Below are 15,762 nucleotides of genomic sequence, written 5' to 3'. Positions count from 1 at the left end.
TCCTCAAAGGGCGGCCGCGCGTGCGGCCGGTTCGCGGATGCGCAACTGCGCGTAGGCGCTGCGTTCGTCGTCGGCGAGCGGCACGACGTACGGTTCGACCGGCCGCTTCTCGCTGCGCATCGTGCCGTCGACGCCTTTGCGCAGCCAGGTGTGGCAGAACCATTCGGCGTCGTTGCGATGCGGGAAGTCGACGCGATGGTGATACAGTCCCCAGCGGCTCTCGGTGCGGAACAGCGACGCCCGCGCGGCCATCTCGGCGCAGTCGCGAATCGCGCGCACTTCGGCCGCGCGCATCAGTTCATGCGGGTGATTCGCCTTGATTTCTTCGATATCCTCTGTAATTCCGTCAAAACGTTGCAAGCCGATTTCCATCTTGCGCGTCACCTTCGGTGGTTGAAGATAGTCGTTCACCATGCGGCGCAGCTTGTATTCGACCTGCGCCGGCGCGAGGCCGCGCTCGCGCGTGAGCGGCGCGAGCACGCGGGTGCGTTCGGCGGCGACCTGTTCGTCGTCCACCGCCGCGTGATCGCGGCCGGCCACGTAGTCGGCGGCGTTCTGCCCGGCGAACCAGCCGTAGGTGAACGCGCCGAGCATGTAGTTGTGCGGGACGGCCGCCATGTCGCCGGCCGCGTAGAGCCCCGGCACGGTCGTTTCCGCGCGCGCGTTCACGTACACGCCGGACGCGCTGTGGCCGCTGCAGAAACCGATCTCGGAGATGTGCATCTCGACCATCTGGCGCCGGTAGTCGGTGCCGCGTCCCGCATGGAAGCGGCCGCGGCTCGGCCGCTCGTTCGTGTGCAGGATCTGCTCGATGGTCTGGATCGTTTCCTCGGCGAGGTGGTCGAGCTTCAGGAACACCGGACCGTTGCCGCTTTGCAGTTCCTGGTAGAACTCCCACATCATCTGGCCGCTCCAGTAGTCGCACTCGATGAAGCGCTCGCCCTTGCCGTTCGCGGTGAAGCCGCCGAGCGGGCCCGTCACGTACGCGCAGGCCGGGCCGTTGTAGTCCTTGATCAGCGGGTTGATCTGGAAGCACTCGAGGTTCGCGAGCGCCGCGCCTGCGTGGTACGCCATCGCGTAGCCGTCGCCCGCGTTGGTCGGGTTCTCGTACGTGCCCATCAGGTAGCCGGACGCGGGCAGCCCGAGACGGCCGGCCGCGCCGCAGCACAGGATCACGGCCTTCGCGCGGATCACGTGAAAATCGGCGGTGCGGCAGTCGAAGCCGAGCACGCCGCTCGCGCGGCCCTGCGCGTCGGTCAGCACGCGCGTCGCGACGATCCGGTTCGTGATCGCGATGCGCGCGCGCTTCAACTGCCGGTACAGCACCTTCTTGATGTCGTGTCCTTCCGGCATCGGCAGCACGTACGAACCCATGTGGTGGACCTTCTTCACCGCGTAGTCGCCGGTGCCGTCCTTTTCGAACTTCACGCCCCAGCGGTCGAGCTGCTCGATCGTCGCGAAGCTGTGCGTCGCATACGCGTAGACGGCTTCCTGGTCGACGATCCCGTCGTTGGCAATCGTGATCTCGCGCGTGTACTGCTCGGGTGTCGCATGGCCGGGGATCACCGCGTTGTTCAGGCCGTCCATCCCCATCGAGATCGCGCCGCTGCGTTTCACGTTGGCCTTCTCCAGCAGCAGCACGCGCAGCGACGGGTCGCGCTCCTTGGCCTTGATCGCGGCCATCGGGCCGGCCGTGCCGCCGCCGACCACGACGATGTCGTATTCGAGTACATGGGTATTCATTGCGGGTTCCTTGCAGGTTGGAGCGCCTTCTGCCGATCGATGCGCAACCGGTACTGGAAGGCGTCGCCGCGGAAGTACAGGTGTTCGTAGTCGATCGGTGTGCCCGACGCGTCGTGCGTCAGGCGCTCGATACGCAGCACGGGGCTGCTTTCCTCGACGCGCAGCGCATCGACGATTTCATCGTCGGCGAGGATCGCGTCGATCGACACGTCGGCGTGGCCGAGCGGCACGCCGCAGTCGTTCTCGAGGATCAGGAAGATGTCGCGGGTCGCGAGATCCGCGCCCGCGAGCCGCTTGCCGAGCGCCTCGGGCACCCACGTCTGCTCGAGCGACACGGGCTCGCGGTTGAGCAGCCGCACGCGGTGGATCTCGACGAGCGGCGCGCCTTCCGGCACGTTCAGCTTCGTCGCGAGATGGCGGTCGGCCTTCACGGTGCGAACGCTGCGCAGCTGGTTGACGATCTCGTAGCCCATCGACGACATCGCCTCGGCGAAGCCCTGCAGCGACGTCACATTCTGGAACGCCTTCGGCTTCGACACGAAGGTGCCCTTGCCGTGCAACTTGAACAGCAGGCCTTCCTTCTGCAGGTCGCCGAGCGCCTGGCGCACGGTGATGCGGCTCACGTCGAACATCGCGCACAGTTCGTGCTCGGACGGCATCCGGCTGTGCGGCGCATAGGTGCCGTCGAGGATCCGTGCGCGCAGCGTGTCCTTGATCTGCACGTAGAGCGGGGCCGCCGACAGCGGCACGACGTTGGGTTGGGTCATCGGTCAACTTGTTATGACAAGATGGCTCGAGTGTAGTGAGCGCGCTCGCGCGTCCAAACCAACGATTTCTGATTTCGACTTTCCGATTCCGGAAAAGCGGGGCGGCGGCGTGGCTGACGCTTGTCGGGATCTGCCCGTTGTCGGTCGCTCGAATTCGAATATCGGCCGACGATCGGACATTCGCGCTGCCCGGCGTCGTGCGTGTCGATTTTCCGGTACGCCATTCGTCGTGTTGATATCGACCGGGCTGGCCGGGCGGCCGCGGTCCGGTTCCTGATCGATGCCTGTACGACGGAGAGAAAGGAGAGACCAGATGCCTGATTCCCGCTATCGCTGGGTGATCGTCGCCGCGGGCGGCCTGATGGGCTGCATCGCGATCGGCGCGATGTTCTCGCTGCCCGTGTTCTTGCGGGCCATTGCACGCGACACCGGCTGGTCGATGACCGGCATTTCCGGCGCGATGACGCTCGGCTTCCTCGCGATGGCCTTCGCGAGCATCGGTTGGGGCAGCCTGTCGGATCGCATCGGCACGCGCGCGGTGGTCGTGACGGGCGCTGTGCTGCTGTCGGCGAGCGTCGCGCTCGCGAGCCGTGCGCCGTCGCTGCTCGCGTTCCAGCTGATTTTCGGGCTGGCCGTCGGCAGTGCGACGGCCGCGGTGTTCGCGCCGATGATGGCCTGCGTGACCGGCTGGTTCGACACGCACCGCAGCCTCGCGGTATCGCTGGTGTCGGCCGGCATGGGCATGGCGCCGATGACGATGTCGCCGCTCGCGGCCTGGCTCGTGTCGGGCCACGGCTGGCGCACGTCGATGCTGGCGATCGCCGCGCTGGCCGCCGTCGTGATGATCCCGGCGTCGCTGCTCGTGCGCCGTGCGCCCGCGCTCGATGTGACGCACGCCGGGCCACTCGACGGGCCGACGCCGGCAGGCGGGTCCGCGACCGCGCCGCTGTCGGTCGGCGGCGCGCTGCGCTCTCCGCAGTTCCTCGTGCTGCTGCTGACCAACTTCTTCTGCTGCGCGACGCACTCCGGCCCGATCTTCCATACGGTCAGCTACGCGGTGACCTGCGGGATCCCGCTGATCGCCGCAGTGTCGATCTACAGCGTCGAGGGGCTCGCGGGCATGGGCGGACGCATCGCGTTCGGGCTGCTGGGCGACCGCCTCGGCGCGAAGCGCATGCTGGTGGCGGGGCTGCTCGCGCAGGCGCTGGGCGCGCTCGGCTATTACTTCGTGCGCACGCTGGACGGGTTCTACGTTGTCGCGACACTGTTCGGCTTCATCTATGCGGGCGTGATGCCGCTCTATGCGGTGCTCGCGCGCGAGAACTTCCCGCTGCGGATGATGGGCACCGTGATCGGCGGCTGCGCGATGGCCGGCAGCCTCGGGATGGCGGCGGGGCCGGTCGCCGGCGGCCTCATCGTCGATGCGCTGGGCAGCTACGGCTGGCTGTACCTCGGATCGTTCGCGATCGGCATCGGCGCGTTCCTCGTGGCGATGATGTTCCGGCCGTTTCCCAAGGAGCGGTCGCAGCCGATCGCCGCATGACCCGGCTGCCCTGAAGCGGCGATTTCGGCGGAATGACGACTGCTGGTTCGCGCCGACGAAAATAAAAAAAGCGGGGGCGGCGGCGCATGCACAAATCAGGCCAGACTGGCGCCAAATCCCCGCGAAGCCTGCTGCGGCGCAGCACAGCGGCAAGTCGCGGCGATCGGCATGCATGCGCGCCGATTCCGCCCCTAAAACCACAATATCGAGCATCCGTTCGAATGGCCTGTCACACGCGCGTCACCCTGCTAGAATTCGGCTGCCGCATTGTTCCGAATGACTGATGAGACTGCTTGACGCACTGGTCGAACAACGAATCGCCGCCGCCGCCGCGCGGGGCGAGTTCGACGATTTGCCGGGTACCGGCGCGCCGCAGGCGCTGGATGACGACCTGCTCGTACCCGAGGAGGTGCGGGTGGCCAACCGTATCCTGAAGAACGCGGGCTTCGTGCCGCCGGCTGTCGAGCAATTGCGCGCGCTGCGCAACCTGCAGGACGAACTGCAGGCGGTCAGCGACCGCGCCGCGCGTTGCCGGTTGCAGGCGAAGATCCTCGCGCTCGACATGGCGCTCGAATCGCTGCGCGGCGGCCCGATGGTGATGCCGCGCGACTATTGCCGGCGCATCGCGGAGCGTCTCTGCGAACGCGGGCTCGACGACATGCCCGCCGAAGCGGGGCCGATGTGAGCACCGACGCGCTGCACGACGCGGCAGCCGGATCCGCAGCCTCTACCGATTCTCCCGTTCCCGAAGCCGCACCCGTGTCGGCGCGCGACCTGCATTTCATGCGTCTCGCGCAGGCCGCCGCCGAAGAGGCGCGCGCGGCCGGCGAAGTGCCGGTCGGCGCCGTGCTGGTGTGCGGCGACGAGGTAATCGCGCGCGGCTTCAACCATCCGATCGGCGGGCACGACCCGTCGGCCCATGCGGAAATGGCCGCGCTGCGCATGGCCGCGCAGCATCTGCAGAATTACCGAATGCCCGGCTGCGAGCTGTACGTGACGCTCGAGCCATGCCTGATGTGCGCGGGCGCGATCATGCACGCCCGCATCGCACGGGTCGTCTACGGCGCCGCCGATCCGAAGACGGGTGCCTGCGGCAGCGTGATCGACGCGTTCGCAAATCCGCAGCTCAACCACCATACCGAGGTGACCGGCGGCGTGCTCGCCGACGAGTGCGGCGCCGCGCTGAAGTCGTTCTTCGCGGAACGCCGCCGCGCGCTGCGTGAAGCGCGGCTCGCTCGCGACGCCGAAGCCGGCGCGTCATAAGCGCCCCCGAACGCGCCCGTCTCCCGAAGCGGGGCGGGCCGCCCGGTTTCGTGAACCCGAGACGGTTCGGACCCTCTAAGCAGGTTTGACGACCCTGAACCCTTCCGCCATGTCCTTCCAGCCCGCCGCGTCCTACACCATCCGCCTGCTGGCGCCGTCCGGTTATCCGCATGATCCCGACGCGATCAATCGCGCGCTCGAACGCCTGAGCGGCGCGCAGCAGCGCATCGAGAACATCGAGGCGACGCAGCGCCGCTTTCAGCGTTTCGGCGGGACCGACGGCGAGCGAGCAGGCGACCTGAATCGCCTGGCGGATCCGGAGCGCGCGCTGCCGGACATCGGGCTCGCGGTGCGCGGCGGCTACGGCGCCGCCCGCATCCTGCACGGGCTCGACTATCGCGGGCTCGAGCGCCGTTTGCGCGACCAGCCGATCGCGCTGGTGGGCCACAGCGACTTCACCGCGATCCAGCTCGCGCTGTACGCGAAGGCGCGCATCAAGACCTTCGGCGGCCCGATGCTGTCGGCCGACTTCGGCGCGGAAACACTGAGCGACTTCACGATGCAACACTTCTGGCAGACGCTGTCGCAGCCGACCACGACGATCATCGCCGAAGCGCCGCAGGTGCAGACCGTGAACGTGACGGGCACGCTGTGGGGCGGCAATCTCGCGATCCTGACGTCGCTCGTCGGCACGCCGTACATGCCCGATATCGAAGGCGGCATCCTGTTCATCGAGGACGTCAACGAGCAGCCGTTCCGGATCGAACGGATGATCTATCAGCTGCATCTGTCGGGGCTGCTCGCGCGCCAGCAGGCGCTCGTGCTCGGGCAGTTCACGGGCGCGCGGCCGTTCGACTACGACAACGGCTACGACATGCAGGCGATGATCGACCAGGTGCGCTCGGTGATCGGCATCCCGGTCGTCACGGGGCTGCAGTTCGGTCACGTGCCCGACCTGCTGACGCTGCCGTTCGGCGCGCACGCGCAGCTCGTCGCGAATGCGCACGGTTTCCGGCTTACGCTGTCGGACTATCCGCATCTCGGCTGAGCCGGACAGGCACCATCGAAAGGCGGGGGTTCCCCGCCTTTTCTTTGGGGATAGGCGCAACTAACGGTCGCAAATTTTCATCGCTGTCGATTGGGCTTGTCTTATGGCGTGCACCATTTTTGTCAACAAAATAACCGGAAGGGTATACGCCGTGATCCGCCTTGAATAAGCCTGAAATGCTTGCCGTGCCTGGCTTTCGTGCGCCGCGCACGGATCTGGCGCGACGGCATGCACATGGATTGTGCGCATTTCGAGAAAAGAATTGTTGACAATCTTTATGTCCATCCTAGGATGAGGACCATCACACGATGCAGGTCATGAACGAGCCCGATTCCCATGCGTCCGGTACAGCCGGCCCCGAAGCGATCGCCGAGCGGATCCGCACCGCGATCCTCGAGCATCGGCTCGCGCCCGGCGCGAAGCTGACGGAGGCGCAGCTCTGCGACGTGTTCAGCGTGAAGCGCGGGACGATCCGGCAGGCGCTCGCGCTGCTCGCGGCCGACAAGCTGGTCGATCTCGAGCCGAACCGCGGTGCGTTCGTCGCGAGTCCGACGCTGCAGGACGTGCACGAGGTGTTCGAGATGCGCCGGATCATCGAGCTGGCCGTCGTCGAGCGGCTCGCGACGGGGCCGGGCGCAAAGCGGCTGAAGGGCGTCGCCGCGCTGATCGACAAGGAGCGCAAGGCGTTCGAGCGGCACGATTTCGCGGCGTGGATCCGCCTGTCGGGCGAATTCCATACGGCGCTCGCGGCGCTGACGGGCAATGCGACGCTCTGCGAGTGCCTCGACGGGCTCGTCGCACGCTCGACGCTGATGTCGGCGCTGTACGAGTCGCACGGGCGCAGCCCGTGCTCGTGCGACGACCACGACGAGATCCTGAGCGCGCTGGAAGCAGGGGATCCGAAGCGGGCGGTGACGCTGATGGCGCACCACCTGCAGCATGTCGAACTGAAGATGCTGGACCGGCCCGCACAAGGGCAGGTCGATTTGCGCGAAGTGTTCGGCGGCGCCTGAGCGGCGACGCGAACCGGCCCGCGCGCCACACGACGAGAGCAATGCAGGCCGGCGGTTTGCGCCGCCGGCCGCCAGTCCGACTCCGGGCGACGAGCCGGAGCGATATCGATGACGGTGGAGCGGCCGGGCGGCCGCGTCAAGGAGAAGTCATGGCTCAGTTCAGTGTGGCGCACGACAGCGCGTATCCGGCGGAAGAAGGCGGCGAGGGCGGCGGTTCCCCGTTGCCGGATGGTTACAGTCGACGTTTGTACAACGAAGATTTGGCACCCCTAAAGAATCAGACATGGGGTTCGTACAACATCTTCGCGTTCTGGATGTCGGACGTGCACAGCGTCGGCGGCTACGTGTTCGCGGGCAGCCTGTTCGCGCTCGGGCTGACGAGCTGGCAGGTGCTGATCGCACTGATCGTCGGCATCACGATCGTGAACCGGCTGTGCAACCTGATCGCGCGCCCGAGCCAGCAGATCGGCGTGCCGTATCCGGTCGCGTGCCGTGCGACGTTCGGCGTGCTCGGCGCGAACGTGCCGGCCGTGATCCGCGGGCTGATCGCGATCGCGTGGTACGGCATCCAGACCTATCTCGCGTCCAGCGCGCTCGTGATCGTCGTGCTGAAGTTCTTCCCGCAATGGCTGCCGTACGCGGACGTCCATCGTTACGGCTTCCTCGGGCTGTCCGCGGTCGGCTGGGCCGGCTTCATGCTGCTGTGGGTGCTGCAGGCGTTCGTGTTCTGGAACGGGATGGAGACGATCAAGAAGTTCATCGACTTCGCGGGCCCGGCCGTCTACGTCGTGATGTTCATTCTGGCCGGCTACATGGTGTGGCGCGCGGGCTGGCGCAACATCGGCCTGAACCTCGGCGGCGTCAAGTATCACGGCGCGGAAGTGATTCCGGTGATGATCACGGCCGTGTCGCTCGTCGTGTCGTACTTCTCCGGGCCGATGCTGAACTTCGGCGACTTCTCGCGCTACTGCCGCTCGTTCGGCGACGTGAAGCGCGGCAACTTCTGGGGGCTGCCGGTCAACTTCCTCGCGTTCTCGCTCGTCACGGTGATCACGACGGCCGCGACGCTGCCGGTGTTCGGCGAACTCATCACCGACCCCGTCGCGACGGTCGGCCGCATCGATCATCCGACCGCGGTGATCCTCGGCGCGCTGACCTTCACGATCGCGACGATCGGGATCAACATCGTCGCGAACTTCGTGTCGCCCGCGTTCGACTTCTCGAACGTCGCGCCGCGGCTGATCAGCTGGCGCGCGGGCGGGATGCTCGCCGCCGTCGCGTCGATCTTCATCACGCCGTGGAACCTGTTCAACAACCCGGCCGTGATCCACTACACGCTCGACGTGCTCGGCGCCTTCATCGGCCCGCTGTACGGCGTGCTGATCGCCGACTTCTACCTCGTCAAGCGCGGCCGCCTCGTGCGCGACGACCTCTACACGATGTCGGAGAGCGGCACCTACTGGTACACGGGCGGCGTGAACCGCCGCGCGCTCGCCGCGCTGCTGCCGGCCGCGGTGATCGCGGTCGTCTGCGTGATGGCGCCGGGCTGGGAGGCCGCCGCGAACTTCTCGTGGTTCATCGGCGCGGGGCTCGGCTTCGTGTTCTACCGGCTGCTCGTCAGCACGACGGCGTGAGGAGCGTGCGATGAAGATCAAGCTGATCAATCCGAATACGACGCAGCGGATGACGGATGCGATGGGCCGCTGCGCGCGTGAAGTCGCGGCCGCGGGCACCGAGATCGTCGCGGTGAGCCCGCCAATGGGGCCGCCGTCGATCGAAGGCTATTACGACGAGGCGCTCGCGACGCCCGGGCTCCTCGCCGAGATCGCGCAAGGCGAGCGCGACGGCTGCGACGCGTACGTGATCGCGTGTTTCGGCGATCCGGGCCTGTATGCGGCGCGCGAGGTCGCGCGCGGGCCGGTGATCGGGATCGCCGAGGCGGCGATGCACGCGGCGAGCGTGCTCGCGCCGGGCTTCTCGGTCGTCACGACGCTCGCGCGCACCTGCGGGATGGCCTGGCATCTCGCCGAGCGCTACGGGATGAAGCGCTTCTGCCGCAACGTGCGCGCGACCGACGTCGCGGTGCTCGAGCTCGACCGGCCAGGTTCGGCCGCGCGGCGGATCATCGTCGACGAATGCCGGCGCGCGCTCGACGAGGACGGCGCCGACGCGATCGTGCTCGGCTGCGCAGGGATGGCCGAATTCGCGCACGAGATCGAGCAGCAGATCGGCGCGCCGGTCGTGGAAGGCGTGACGGCGGCCGTCAAGTGGGCCGAGGCGCTCGTCGCGCTGCGCCTCGCGACCGCGAAGCGGGGCGACTATGCGCGGCCGCTGCCGAAGCGCTATGACGGCGAATTCGCGCGCTTCAGCCCGGCGGAGGACGCGTCGCCGGCCGCGGCGGCCGCCACCAGCAAGGCGCGCAGCGGGACCGCCGAGCCGCAACCGATGCCGGATTTGCCGCACCCGCACATACACACCGTCTGACCTGTACTATCTGCGCCGCTGTATGGGCGCGTCTGCACCTTTTCGCTACACTGGGCCGTCATCGCATCGGCCCGCGCGGCCGGCCTCCGGCACACGCGCGGGTCGATGCGAACCCATTACTCCGGCAGGCTTTCGTCGCACTTCGAACCGATGTCACTCGATCCCAACTATCCTCGCGACCTGATCGGCTACGGCCGCCATCCCGTGCAGGCGAACTGGCCCGGGCGTGCCCGCGTCGCCGTGCAATTCGTCCTGAACTACGAGGAGGGCGGCGAGAACTGCGTGCTGCACGGCGATCCGGCCTCCGAGCAGTTCCTGTCCGAAATCGTCGGCGCGGCCGCGTATCCGGACCGCCACATGAGCATGGAGTCGATCTACGAATACGGTTCGCGTGCCGGCGTATGGCGCATCCTGCGCGAATTCGAGAAGCGCGGGCTGCCGCTGACGGTGTTCGGCGTCGGCATGGCGATCGAGCGCCATCCGGAACTCGCGCGCGCATTCGTCGAGCTCGGTCATGAGATCGCGTGCCACGGCTGGCGCTGGATCCACTACCAGAGCATGACGCCCGAACTCGAGGCCGAGCACATGCGCCTCGGGATGGAAGCGATCGAGCGCGTGACGGGCGAGCGTCCGCTCGGCTGGTATACCGGCCGCGACAGCCCGAACACGCACCGCCTCGTCGCGGAATACGGCGGTTTCCTGTACGACTCCGACAACTATGGCGACGACCTGCCGTTCTGGATGGACGTCGCCGTGTCGGGCGGCGGCACGTCGCCGCAGCTGATCGTCCCGTACACGCTCGATACGAACGACATGCGCTTCGCGACGCCGCAGGGCTTCAACACCGGCGAGCACTTCTTCGACTACCTGCGCGACGCATTCGACGTGCTGTACGCCGAGGGCGACGAAGCGCCGAAGATGCTGTCGATCGGGATGCACTGCCGGCTGCTGGGCCGGCCGGGGCGTTTTCGCGGGCTGCAGCGTTTCCTCGACCACATCGAGCAGCACGATCGCGTATGGGTGACGCGCCGTGTCGATATCGCGCGTCATTGGCGTGAACATCATCCGTATCAGCCCAATCATCGAAACGAAGGGAAAGCATGAAGGCGATGCGTTACACGTTGGATCAACTCAACACGATGGCGCCGAGCGCATTCGTCGCGGCGCTGTCGGGGATCTTCGAACATTCGCCGTGGGTGGCCGAGGTCGCCGCGGCCGAGCGGCCGTTCGCAAGCATCGACGCGCTGCACAAGACGATGTCGGATGCGGTCGAGACGGGCGGCGAAGCGCGCCAGCTCGCCCTGATCAACGCTCACCCGGAGCTGGCCGGCAAGGCCGCCGTGCGCGGCGAGTTGACGGCCGAGTCGACGCGCGAGCAGAGCGGCGCGGGTCTCGATCAATGCACGCAGGAAGAGTTCGACAAGCTGCTGACGCTGAACCGCACGTATCGCGAGAAATTCGGTTTCCCGTTCATCCTCGCGGTGCGCGGCTATGACCGGCACGGCATCATCGCGAACTTCGAGTCGCGCGTGAATCATTCGCGCGCCGAGGAACTGCGCGCGAGCCTCGACCAGATCTACCGGATCGCGCGCTTTCGCCTCGACGACCTGATCGACGCCTGACACAACACGGCCTGCTGCGTCGCAGCGGCCTGACACCGCCTCACCGCCTCACTGAAACAAGGAAACCTCATGGCTGTTCCGCTTCTCGATCCCGACGCACCCGATTTCACGCGGCGCTACGTGAACCTTGCCGACCCGCGTCTCGGTGCGCAGGCGCTCGAGGCCAGCGACGACTTCTTCGCGCCGAAGGAGCGGATGCTGAACCCCGAGCCGGCGGTGTTCATCCCCGGCAAGTACGACGATCACGGCAAGTGGATGGATGGCTGGGAGACACGCCGCAAGCGCACGACGGGCTATGACTGGTGCATCGTCAAGCTCGCGCGGCCGGGCGTGATCAAGGGTGTCGACATCGACACGAGCCACTTCACCGGCAACTTCCCGCCGGCCGCGTCGATCGAGGCCGCGTACGTGGCCGATGGCGCGCCGACGCATGCGACCGAGTGGGTCGAGATCGTGCCGTCGACGACGCTGCAGGGCAACAGCCATCACTACGTCGAAGCGAGCGACGCGCGTGCGTTCACGCACCTGCGCGTGAACATCTATCCGGACGGCGGCATCGCGCGCCTGCGCGTGTACGGCCAGCCGCAGCTCGACTGGGCCGGCGCGAGTGCGACCGAGCAGTTCGACCTCGCGGCGATGGAAAACGGCGGCTACGTGGTGGCCGCGAACAACCAGCACTTCGGCGTCGCGTCGAACCTGCTGCTGCCGGGCCGCGGCGTGAACATGGGCGATGGCTGGGAAACGCGGCGTCGCCGCGAACCGGGTAACGACTGGGCGATCATCGCGCTCGCGCAGCCGGGCGTGATCCGCAAGATCGAAGTCGATACCGCGTTCTTCAAGGGCAACTACCCGGACCGCTGCTCGATCCAGGCCGCGTACGTGTCGGGCGGCACCGACAGCTCGTTGATCACGCAGTCGATGTTCTGGCCGGTGCTGCTCGGCGAACAGAAGCTGCAGATGGACAAGCAGCATTACTTCGAACACGAAATCGCGTCGCTGGGCCCGGTGACGCACGTCCGCCTGAACATCATTCCCGACGGTGGCGTATCGCGCGTGCGTCTGTGGGGGACGCTCGACAAATGAAGACGCTTGCCATCGAACCGCTGACCAGGGAAGCGTTCGCCCCGTTCGGCGACGTGATCGAAACGGAGGGCGCGAAGCAGATTCCGATCAACCTCGGCACGACGATCCGCTTTCACGATCTCGCGAAAGTCGACGTGGCTGACGAAGGAGGCCGCACGCTCATCAACCTGTTCCGCGGTCAGCCGCGCACGCTGCCGTTCGAGGTGAAGATGCTCGAGCGCCATCCGCTCGGCAGCCAGGCGTTCGTGCCGCTGAACGACCAGCCGTATCTCGTCGTCGTCGCGCCGGCGGGCGATCTCGATCCGTCGAAGATCCGCGCGTTCGTGACGAGCGGGTGGCAGGGCGTCAACTATGCGAAGGGCGTGTGGCATCACCCGCTGATCGCACTCGGCGGCGTCAGCGATTTCATCGTCGTCGATCGCGGCGGTGAAGGCTTGAACCTGAATGAGCAGGACCTGCAGGAATCGCTGTGGCTCACCGAGGACGCGCTCGATGCGCTGACGGCCTGAGAGCCGGATTGCTGCCGTTGCCGTTCGAAGCAACCAAGAAACCCGCGCTCCGCGCGGGTTTTTTTATGCGTGCCGCGTGCTATCGTGCCCGCATCGCCACCGCCCGAAGTCCGGTTCCGGACCCGATCCCGATGAGTCAACCTGAAAACGACCTCGCCGTCCTGCTGCGCACGATGCAGCCCGAGCTGCATCGCGGTGCCTTCGCATTCGTCGCGTTGCCGGCCGATGCGGAAATATCGTTATCCGAAGCGATCGCGACGTTCCGCGAAGCGGAAGGCATGACGGTCGTGGTCGACGAGGAGACTGCGGCACGCCGCGGCTGGCCCGTGCTGTTTCGCGCCGCGTGGATCACGCTGACCGTGCATTCGGATCTCGCGGCGGTTGGCCTGACGGCCGCGTTCGCGCGGGCATTGGGCGCGGCCGGCATCAGCTGCAACGTGATGGCCGCTGCGTATCATGATCACATCTTCGTGCCGTTCGACGACGGCCCGCGCGCGCTCGATGCGCTCGTCGCACTGCAGCGCGACGCGATGCGCGGCTAGCGGGCGACGCATTTCGTACAGGCAAAAAAACGGGCCCGTTTCCGGGCCCGCGAACGGAGAGGTGTGCCGGCAACCAACCGCCGGCGCCCGGCGGCTTACTTGACCGCGCCGCCCTCGAACCAGGCGGCGAGCTTCACGCGCTCGTCGTCGGTCATATGCGTGACGTTGCCGATCGGCATCGCCTTCAGGCGCACGGCCTGTTCGTAGATGCGCTGCGCGTTCTTCGACACTTCATCGGGCGTGTCGAACATCACGCCGGCGGGCGCGCTGCCCATCAGCGTCGGCTTGGCCGAGTGGCACTCGACGCAGCGCTGCTGCAGGATCGGCATGATGTCGTTGATCGCGATCTTCGGGGCGTTCGCGGCCTGCGCTTCCGGTGCGACCGGCTTCGGCATCGTCCACACGAGCGCGCCCGACAGCAGGGCGACGCCGCCGATCGGCAGGTACCACAGCTGCTGGCCGCGGTGACGCATCACAAAGAACTGACGGATCAGCGCGCCGGCCAGCATGATCAGCACGAGCACGACCCAGTTGAACTTGTTCGTGTACGTCATCGCATAGTGGTTCGACAGCATCGCGAACACGACCGGCAGCGTGAAATACGTGTTGTGCACCGAGCGCTGCTTGCCGCGCTTGCCGTAGATCGGGTTCGGCTCTTCGCCCTTGAGCATCTTGTCGACCATCTTGCGCTGGCCCGGGATGATCACGAAGAACACGTTCGCCGACATGATCGTCGCGAGCATCGCGCCGACGATCAGGTACGCCGCACGGCCCGCGAAGATGTGGCACGCAAGATACGCGGCGACGACGACGTAGAGGCCCACGCAGATGCCCAGCACGCGATCGTTGGTGCCGAGGATGCGGCACAGCGAGTCGTAGACGATCCAGCCGGCCGCGAGGAAGCCGAGCGCGGATGCGACGGCGACGACCGGGCCCATGTCGAGCACGCTCTTGTCGATCAGGTAGGTGTTCGGTGCGAGCAGGTACAGCACGAAGAACAACGAGAAGCCCGACAGCCAGGTCGTGTACGACGGCCACTTCGACCAGTGCAGGTCATCCGGCATTTCCGGCGGGGCGACCGTGTACTTCTGCATGTTGTAGAAACCGCCGCCGTGGACGTGCCACAGCTCGCCGAACACGCCGCGCTTGCGCTGGTTCGCGTCGGTCGGCGGTTTCAGGCTGTTGTCGAGCGCGACGAAATAGAACGACTCGCCGATCCACGCAATGGCGACGATGACGTGCAGCCATCGCAGCGCGAGGTTCAGCCAGTCGGTGATGAAGCCTTCCATGAAACTCCTCCAGACTCAGATCGTTATCTTTGATGCGGGCGCCGATGCGTGTGTCAGCTGCCGCGATAGGTGCTGTACGACCACGGCGACACGAGCAGCGGCACGTGGTAGTGCGACGCGGTGTCGGCGATGCCGAAGCGCAGCACGACGCGGTCGACGAAACGGGGTTCGGGCACCTTCACGCCGAGCGACGCGAAGTAGTCGCCGGCATGGAATACGAGTTCGTATTCGCCGGCGGCGAGCGCGGCGCCTTCGAGCAGCGGCTCGTCGCAGCGGCCGTCGCTATTGGTCAGCACGGTCTTGATCGCGCGGCGCGATTCGCCGTCCAGCGCGTAGAGGTCCACCTTGATGGCGGCGCCGGGACGACCGTGCGCCGTATCGAGTACGTGGGTAGTGAGCTTTCCCATTCGTTGTGTCCTTGTGTGAATGCGAGGTTCGGCGGCGACTCGATCCATTGACTATGCGGCGGATCGAGGCTCCACGTCACGTGGCTACATACCCGTCGGCGAGAGTGAAGCGAGCGCCGTGCAGGCATTGTAAAAAGGTTCCCCGCGCAAATACGGGCGCGATATCGAAGATAATGCGCCGCGCATGAACCGCTGTCGACGGCACGCCGGAAGCGGCCCGCAGCCTGCGATTCCGGGGCTTGGCGCCCCCTGCGCGGCGTACCATATCGAAACCGTGAAGCGCGGTATTCGGGTTCGCGCATTGTGCGCCGCGCGCGCTTGGGCGATGCTGCCGCCGTGCGCGTCGGGCCGTGAGCCCGCGCGCACCCCGAAGACGGCGTGCACGCCGGGTAACCGGGCCAGCGCGTTCGAACGGACGCAGGCACCGGGGCGTGCCGCGAATCAGCGTT

At 66.8% G+C, this 15,762-nt stretch carries 16 protein-coding genes; 12 read left to right on the top strand and 4 right to left on the bottom strand.

Annotated features, from left to right (window positions below):
- Positions 1–3 precede the first annotated feature (3 nt).
- Both BAMB_RS09875 and BAMB_RS09870 read right to left on the bottom strand, forming a co-directional pair.
- Positions 4–1,743: a fumarate reductase/succinate dehydrogenase flavoprotein subunit gene (locus BAMB_RS09875; protein ID WP_011657202.1), complete on the bottom strand. Its 1,740-nt coding sequence runs from the start codon at positions 1,741–1,743 to the stop codon at positions 4–6.
- Positions 1,740–2,510 (bottom strand): GntR family transcriptional regulator, encoded by a 771-nt coding sequence (locus tag BAMB_RS09870; RefSeq protein WP_011657201.1) that lies wholly within the window; start codon positions 2,508–2,510, stop codon positions 1,740–1,742. The genes BAMB_RS09875 and BAMB_RS09870 overlap by 4 nt, the downstream gene beginning before the upstream one ends.
- A gap of 313 nt (positions 2,511–2,823) precedes the next feature.
- Between BAMB_RS09870 and BAMB_RS09865 the strand changes: the two genes are divergently transcribed.
- The 12 genes from BAMB_RS09865 to BAMB_RS09810 all read left to right on the top strand — a co-directional run bounded on the left by BAMB_RS09865 (position 2,824) and on the right by BAMB_RS09810 (position 13,617).
- Positions 2,824–4,053: an MFS transporter gene (locus BAMB_RS09865; RefSeq protein WP_011657200.1), complete on the top strand. Its 1,230-nt coding sequence runs from the start codon at positions 2,824–2,826 to the stop codon at positions 4,051–4,053.
- A gap of 283 nt (positions 4,054–4,336) precedes the next feature.
- Positions 4,337–4,738 (top strand): DnaJ family domain-containing protein, encoded by a 402-nt coding sequence (locus BAMB_RS09860; protein WP_006760552.1) that lies wholly within the window; start codon positions 4,337–4,339, stop codon positions 4,736–4,738.
- On the top strand, positions 4,735–5,316 hold the full coding sequence (tadA, locus tag BAMB_RS09855; protein ID WP_011657199.1) for a tRNA adenosine(34) deaminase TadA: 582 nt from the start codon (positions 4,735–4,737) through the stop codon (positions 5,314–5,316). Before BAMB_RS09860 ends, tadA begins: the two co-directional genes overlap by 4 nt.
- Before the next feature lie 109 nt (positions 5,317–5,425).
- Positions 5,426–6,364, top strand: a complete 939-nt coding sequence (ldcA, locus tag BAMB_RS09850; RefSeq protein WP_011657198.1) for a muramoyltetrapeptide carboxypeptidase — start codon at positions 5,426–5,428, stop codon at positions 6,362–6,364.
- A 308-nt stretch (positions 6,365–6,672) separates the two neighbouring features.
- Positions 6,673–7,377 carry a GntR family transcriptional regulator gene (locus BAMB_RS09845; RefSeq protein ID WP_011657197.1) on the top strand — a complete coding sequence of 235 codons (705 nt, stop codon included), beginning with the start codon at positions 6,673–6,675 and terminating at the stop codon, positions 7,375–7,377.
- Between the two features lie 149 nt (positions 7,378–7,526).
- Complete coding sequence (locus tag BAMB_RS09840; protein WP_011657196.1) at positions 7,527–9,011, top strand: NCS1 family nucleobase:cation symporter-1; 1,485 nt, start codon at positions 7,527–7,529, stop codon at positions 9,009–9,011.
- A gap of 10 nt (positions 9,012–9,021) precedes the next feature.
- On the top strand, positions 9,022–9,861 hold the full coding sequence (locus tag BAMB_RS09835; protein WP_011657195.1) for an aspartate/glutamate racemase family protein: 840 nt from the start codon (positions 9,022–9,024) through the stop codon (positions 9,859–9,861).
- 150 nt (positions 9,862–10,011) lie between these two features.
- Positions 10,012–10,965, top strand: coding sequence for an allantoinase PuuE (gene puuE, locus BAMB_RS09830; RefSeq protein ID WP_041491208.1), 954 nt, complete (start codon positions 10,012–10,014; stop codon positions 10,963–10,965).
- Positions 10,962–11,483, top strand: coding sequence for a 2-oxo-4-hydroxy-4-carboxy-5-ureidoimidazoline decarboxylase (uraD, locus tag BAMB_RS09825; protein ID WP_011657193.1), 522 nt, complete (start codon positions 10,962–10,964; stop codon positions 11,481–11,483). The genes puuE and uraD overlap by 4 nt, the downstream gene beginning before the upstream one ends.
- Positions 11,484–11,552: 69 nt before the next feature.
- Positions 11,553–12,566, top strand: coding sequence for an allantoicase (alc, locus tag BAMB_RS09820; protein WP_011657192.1), 1,014 nt, complete (start codon positions 11,553–11,555; stop codon positions 12,564–12,566).
- Complete coding sequence (locus BAMB_RS09815; RefSeq protein WP_011657191.1) at positions 12,563–13,075, top strand: ureidoglycolate lyase; 513 nt, start codon at positions 12,563–12,565, stop codon at positions 13,073–13,075. Before alc ends, BAMB_RS09815 begins: the two co-directional genes overlap by 4 nt.
- A 131-nt stretch (positions 13,076–13,206) precedes the next feature.
- Positions 13,207–13,617 carry an ACT domain-containing protein gene (locus tag BAMB_RS09810; RefSeq protein WP_041491207.1) on the top strand — a complete coding sequence of 137 codons (411 nt, stop codon included), beginning with the start codon at positions 13,207–13,209 and terminating at the stop codon, positions 13,615–13,617.
- 95 nt (positions 13,618–13,712) lie between these two features.
- On the opposite strand, the gene BAMB_RS09805 is transcribed toward BAMB_RS09810, so the two are convergent.
- Together BAMB_RS09805 and uraH are read right to left on the bottom strand one after the other, a co-directional pair.
- Positions 13,713–14,906 (bottom strand): urate hydroxylase PuuD, encoded by a 1,194-nt coding sequence (locus tag BAMB_RS09805; RefSeq protein WP_011657189.1) that lies wholly within the window; start codon positions 14,904–14,906, stop codon positions 13,713–13,715.
- 53 nt (positions 14,907–14,959) lie between these two features.
- Entirely contained in the window at positions 14,960–15,313 is a 354-nt protein-coding gene (uraH, locus tag BAMB_RS09800; protein ID WP_011657188.1) for a hydroxyisourate hydrolase, read from the bottom strand.
- Positions 15,314–15,762: the final 449 nt, after the last annotated feature.

This window comes from Burkholderia ambifaria AMMD (assembly GCF_000203915.1).
GTDB classification, from domain to species: domain Bacteria; phylum Pseudomonadota; class Gammaproteobacteria; order Burkholderiales; family Burkholderiaceae; genus Burkholderia; species Burkholderia ambifaria.
This window is presented reverse-complemented; position numbering and strand designations above follow the sequence as displayed.

Excerpts from the sequence above, each read along its gene's own strand:
- BAMB_RS09875 (WP_011657202.1), bottom strand. The coding sequence starts at position 1,743 with ATGAATACCCATGTACTCGAATACGACATCGTCGTGGTCGGCGGCGGC.
- BAMB_RS09870 (WP_011657201.1), bottom strand. The coding sequence starts at position 2,510 with ATGACCCAACCCAACGTCGTGCCGCTGTCGGCGGCCCCGCTCTACGTG.
- BAMB_RS09865 (WP_011657200.1), top strand. The coding sequence starts at position 2,824 with ATGCCTGATTCCCGCTATCGCTGGGTGATCGTCGCCGCGGGCGGCCTG.
- BAMB_RS09860 (WP_006760552.1), top strand. The coding sequence starts at position 4,337 with ATGAGACTGCTTGACGCACTGGTCGAACAACGAATCGCCGCCGCCGCC.
- ldcA (WP_011657198.1), top strand. The coding sequence starts at position 5,426 with ATGTCCTTCCAGCCCGCCGCGTCCTACACCATCCGCCTGCTGGCGCCG.
- BAMB_RS09845 (WP_011657197.1), top strand. The coding sequence starts at position 6,673 with ATGCAGGTCATGAACGAGCCCGATTCCCATGCGTCCGGTACAGCCGGC.
- BAMB_RS09840 (WP_011657196.1), top strand. The coding sequence starts at position 7,527 with ATGGCTCAGTTCAGTGTGGCGCACGACAGCGCGTATCCGGCGGAAGAA.
- BAMB_RS09835 (WP_011657195.1), top strand. The coding sequence starts at position 9,022 with ATGAAGATCAAGCTGATCAATCCGAATACGACGCAGCGGATGACGGAT.
- puuE (WP_041491208.1), top strand. The coding sequence starts at position 10,012 with ATGTCACTCGATCCCAACTATCCTCGCGACCTGATCGGCTACGGCCGC.
- uraD (WP_011657193.1), top strand. The coding sequence starts at position 10,962 with ATGAAGGCGATGCGTTACACGTTGGATCAACTCAACACGATGGCGCCG.
- alc (WP_011657192.1), top strand. The coding sequence starts at position 11,553 with ATGGCTGTTCCGCTTCTCGATCCCGACGCACCCGATTTCACGCGGCGC.
- BAMB_RS09815 (WP_011657191.1), top strand. The coding sequence starts at position 12,563 with ATGAAGACGCTTGCCATCGAACCGCTGACCAGGGAAGCGTTCGCCCCG.
- BAMB_RS09810 (WP_041491207.1), top strand. The coding sequence starts at position 13,207 with ATGAGTCAACCTGAAAACGACCTCGCCGTCCTGCTGCGCACGATGCAG.
- BAMB_RS09805 (WP_011657189.1), bottom strand. The coding sequence starts at position 14,906 with ATGGAAGGCTTCATCACCGACTGGCTGAACCTCGCGCTGCGATGGCTG.
- uraH (WP_011657188.1), bottom strand. The coding sequence starts at position 15,313 with ATGGGAAAGCTCACTACCCACGTACTCGATACGGCGCACGGTCGTCCC.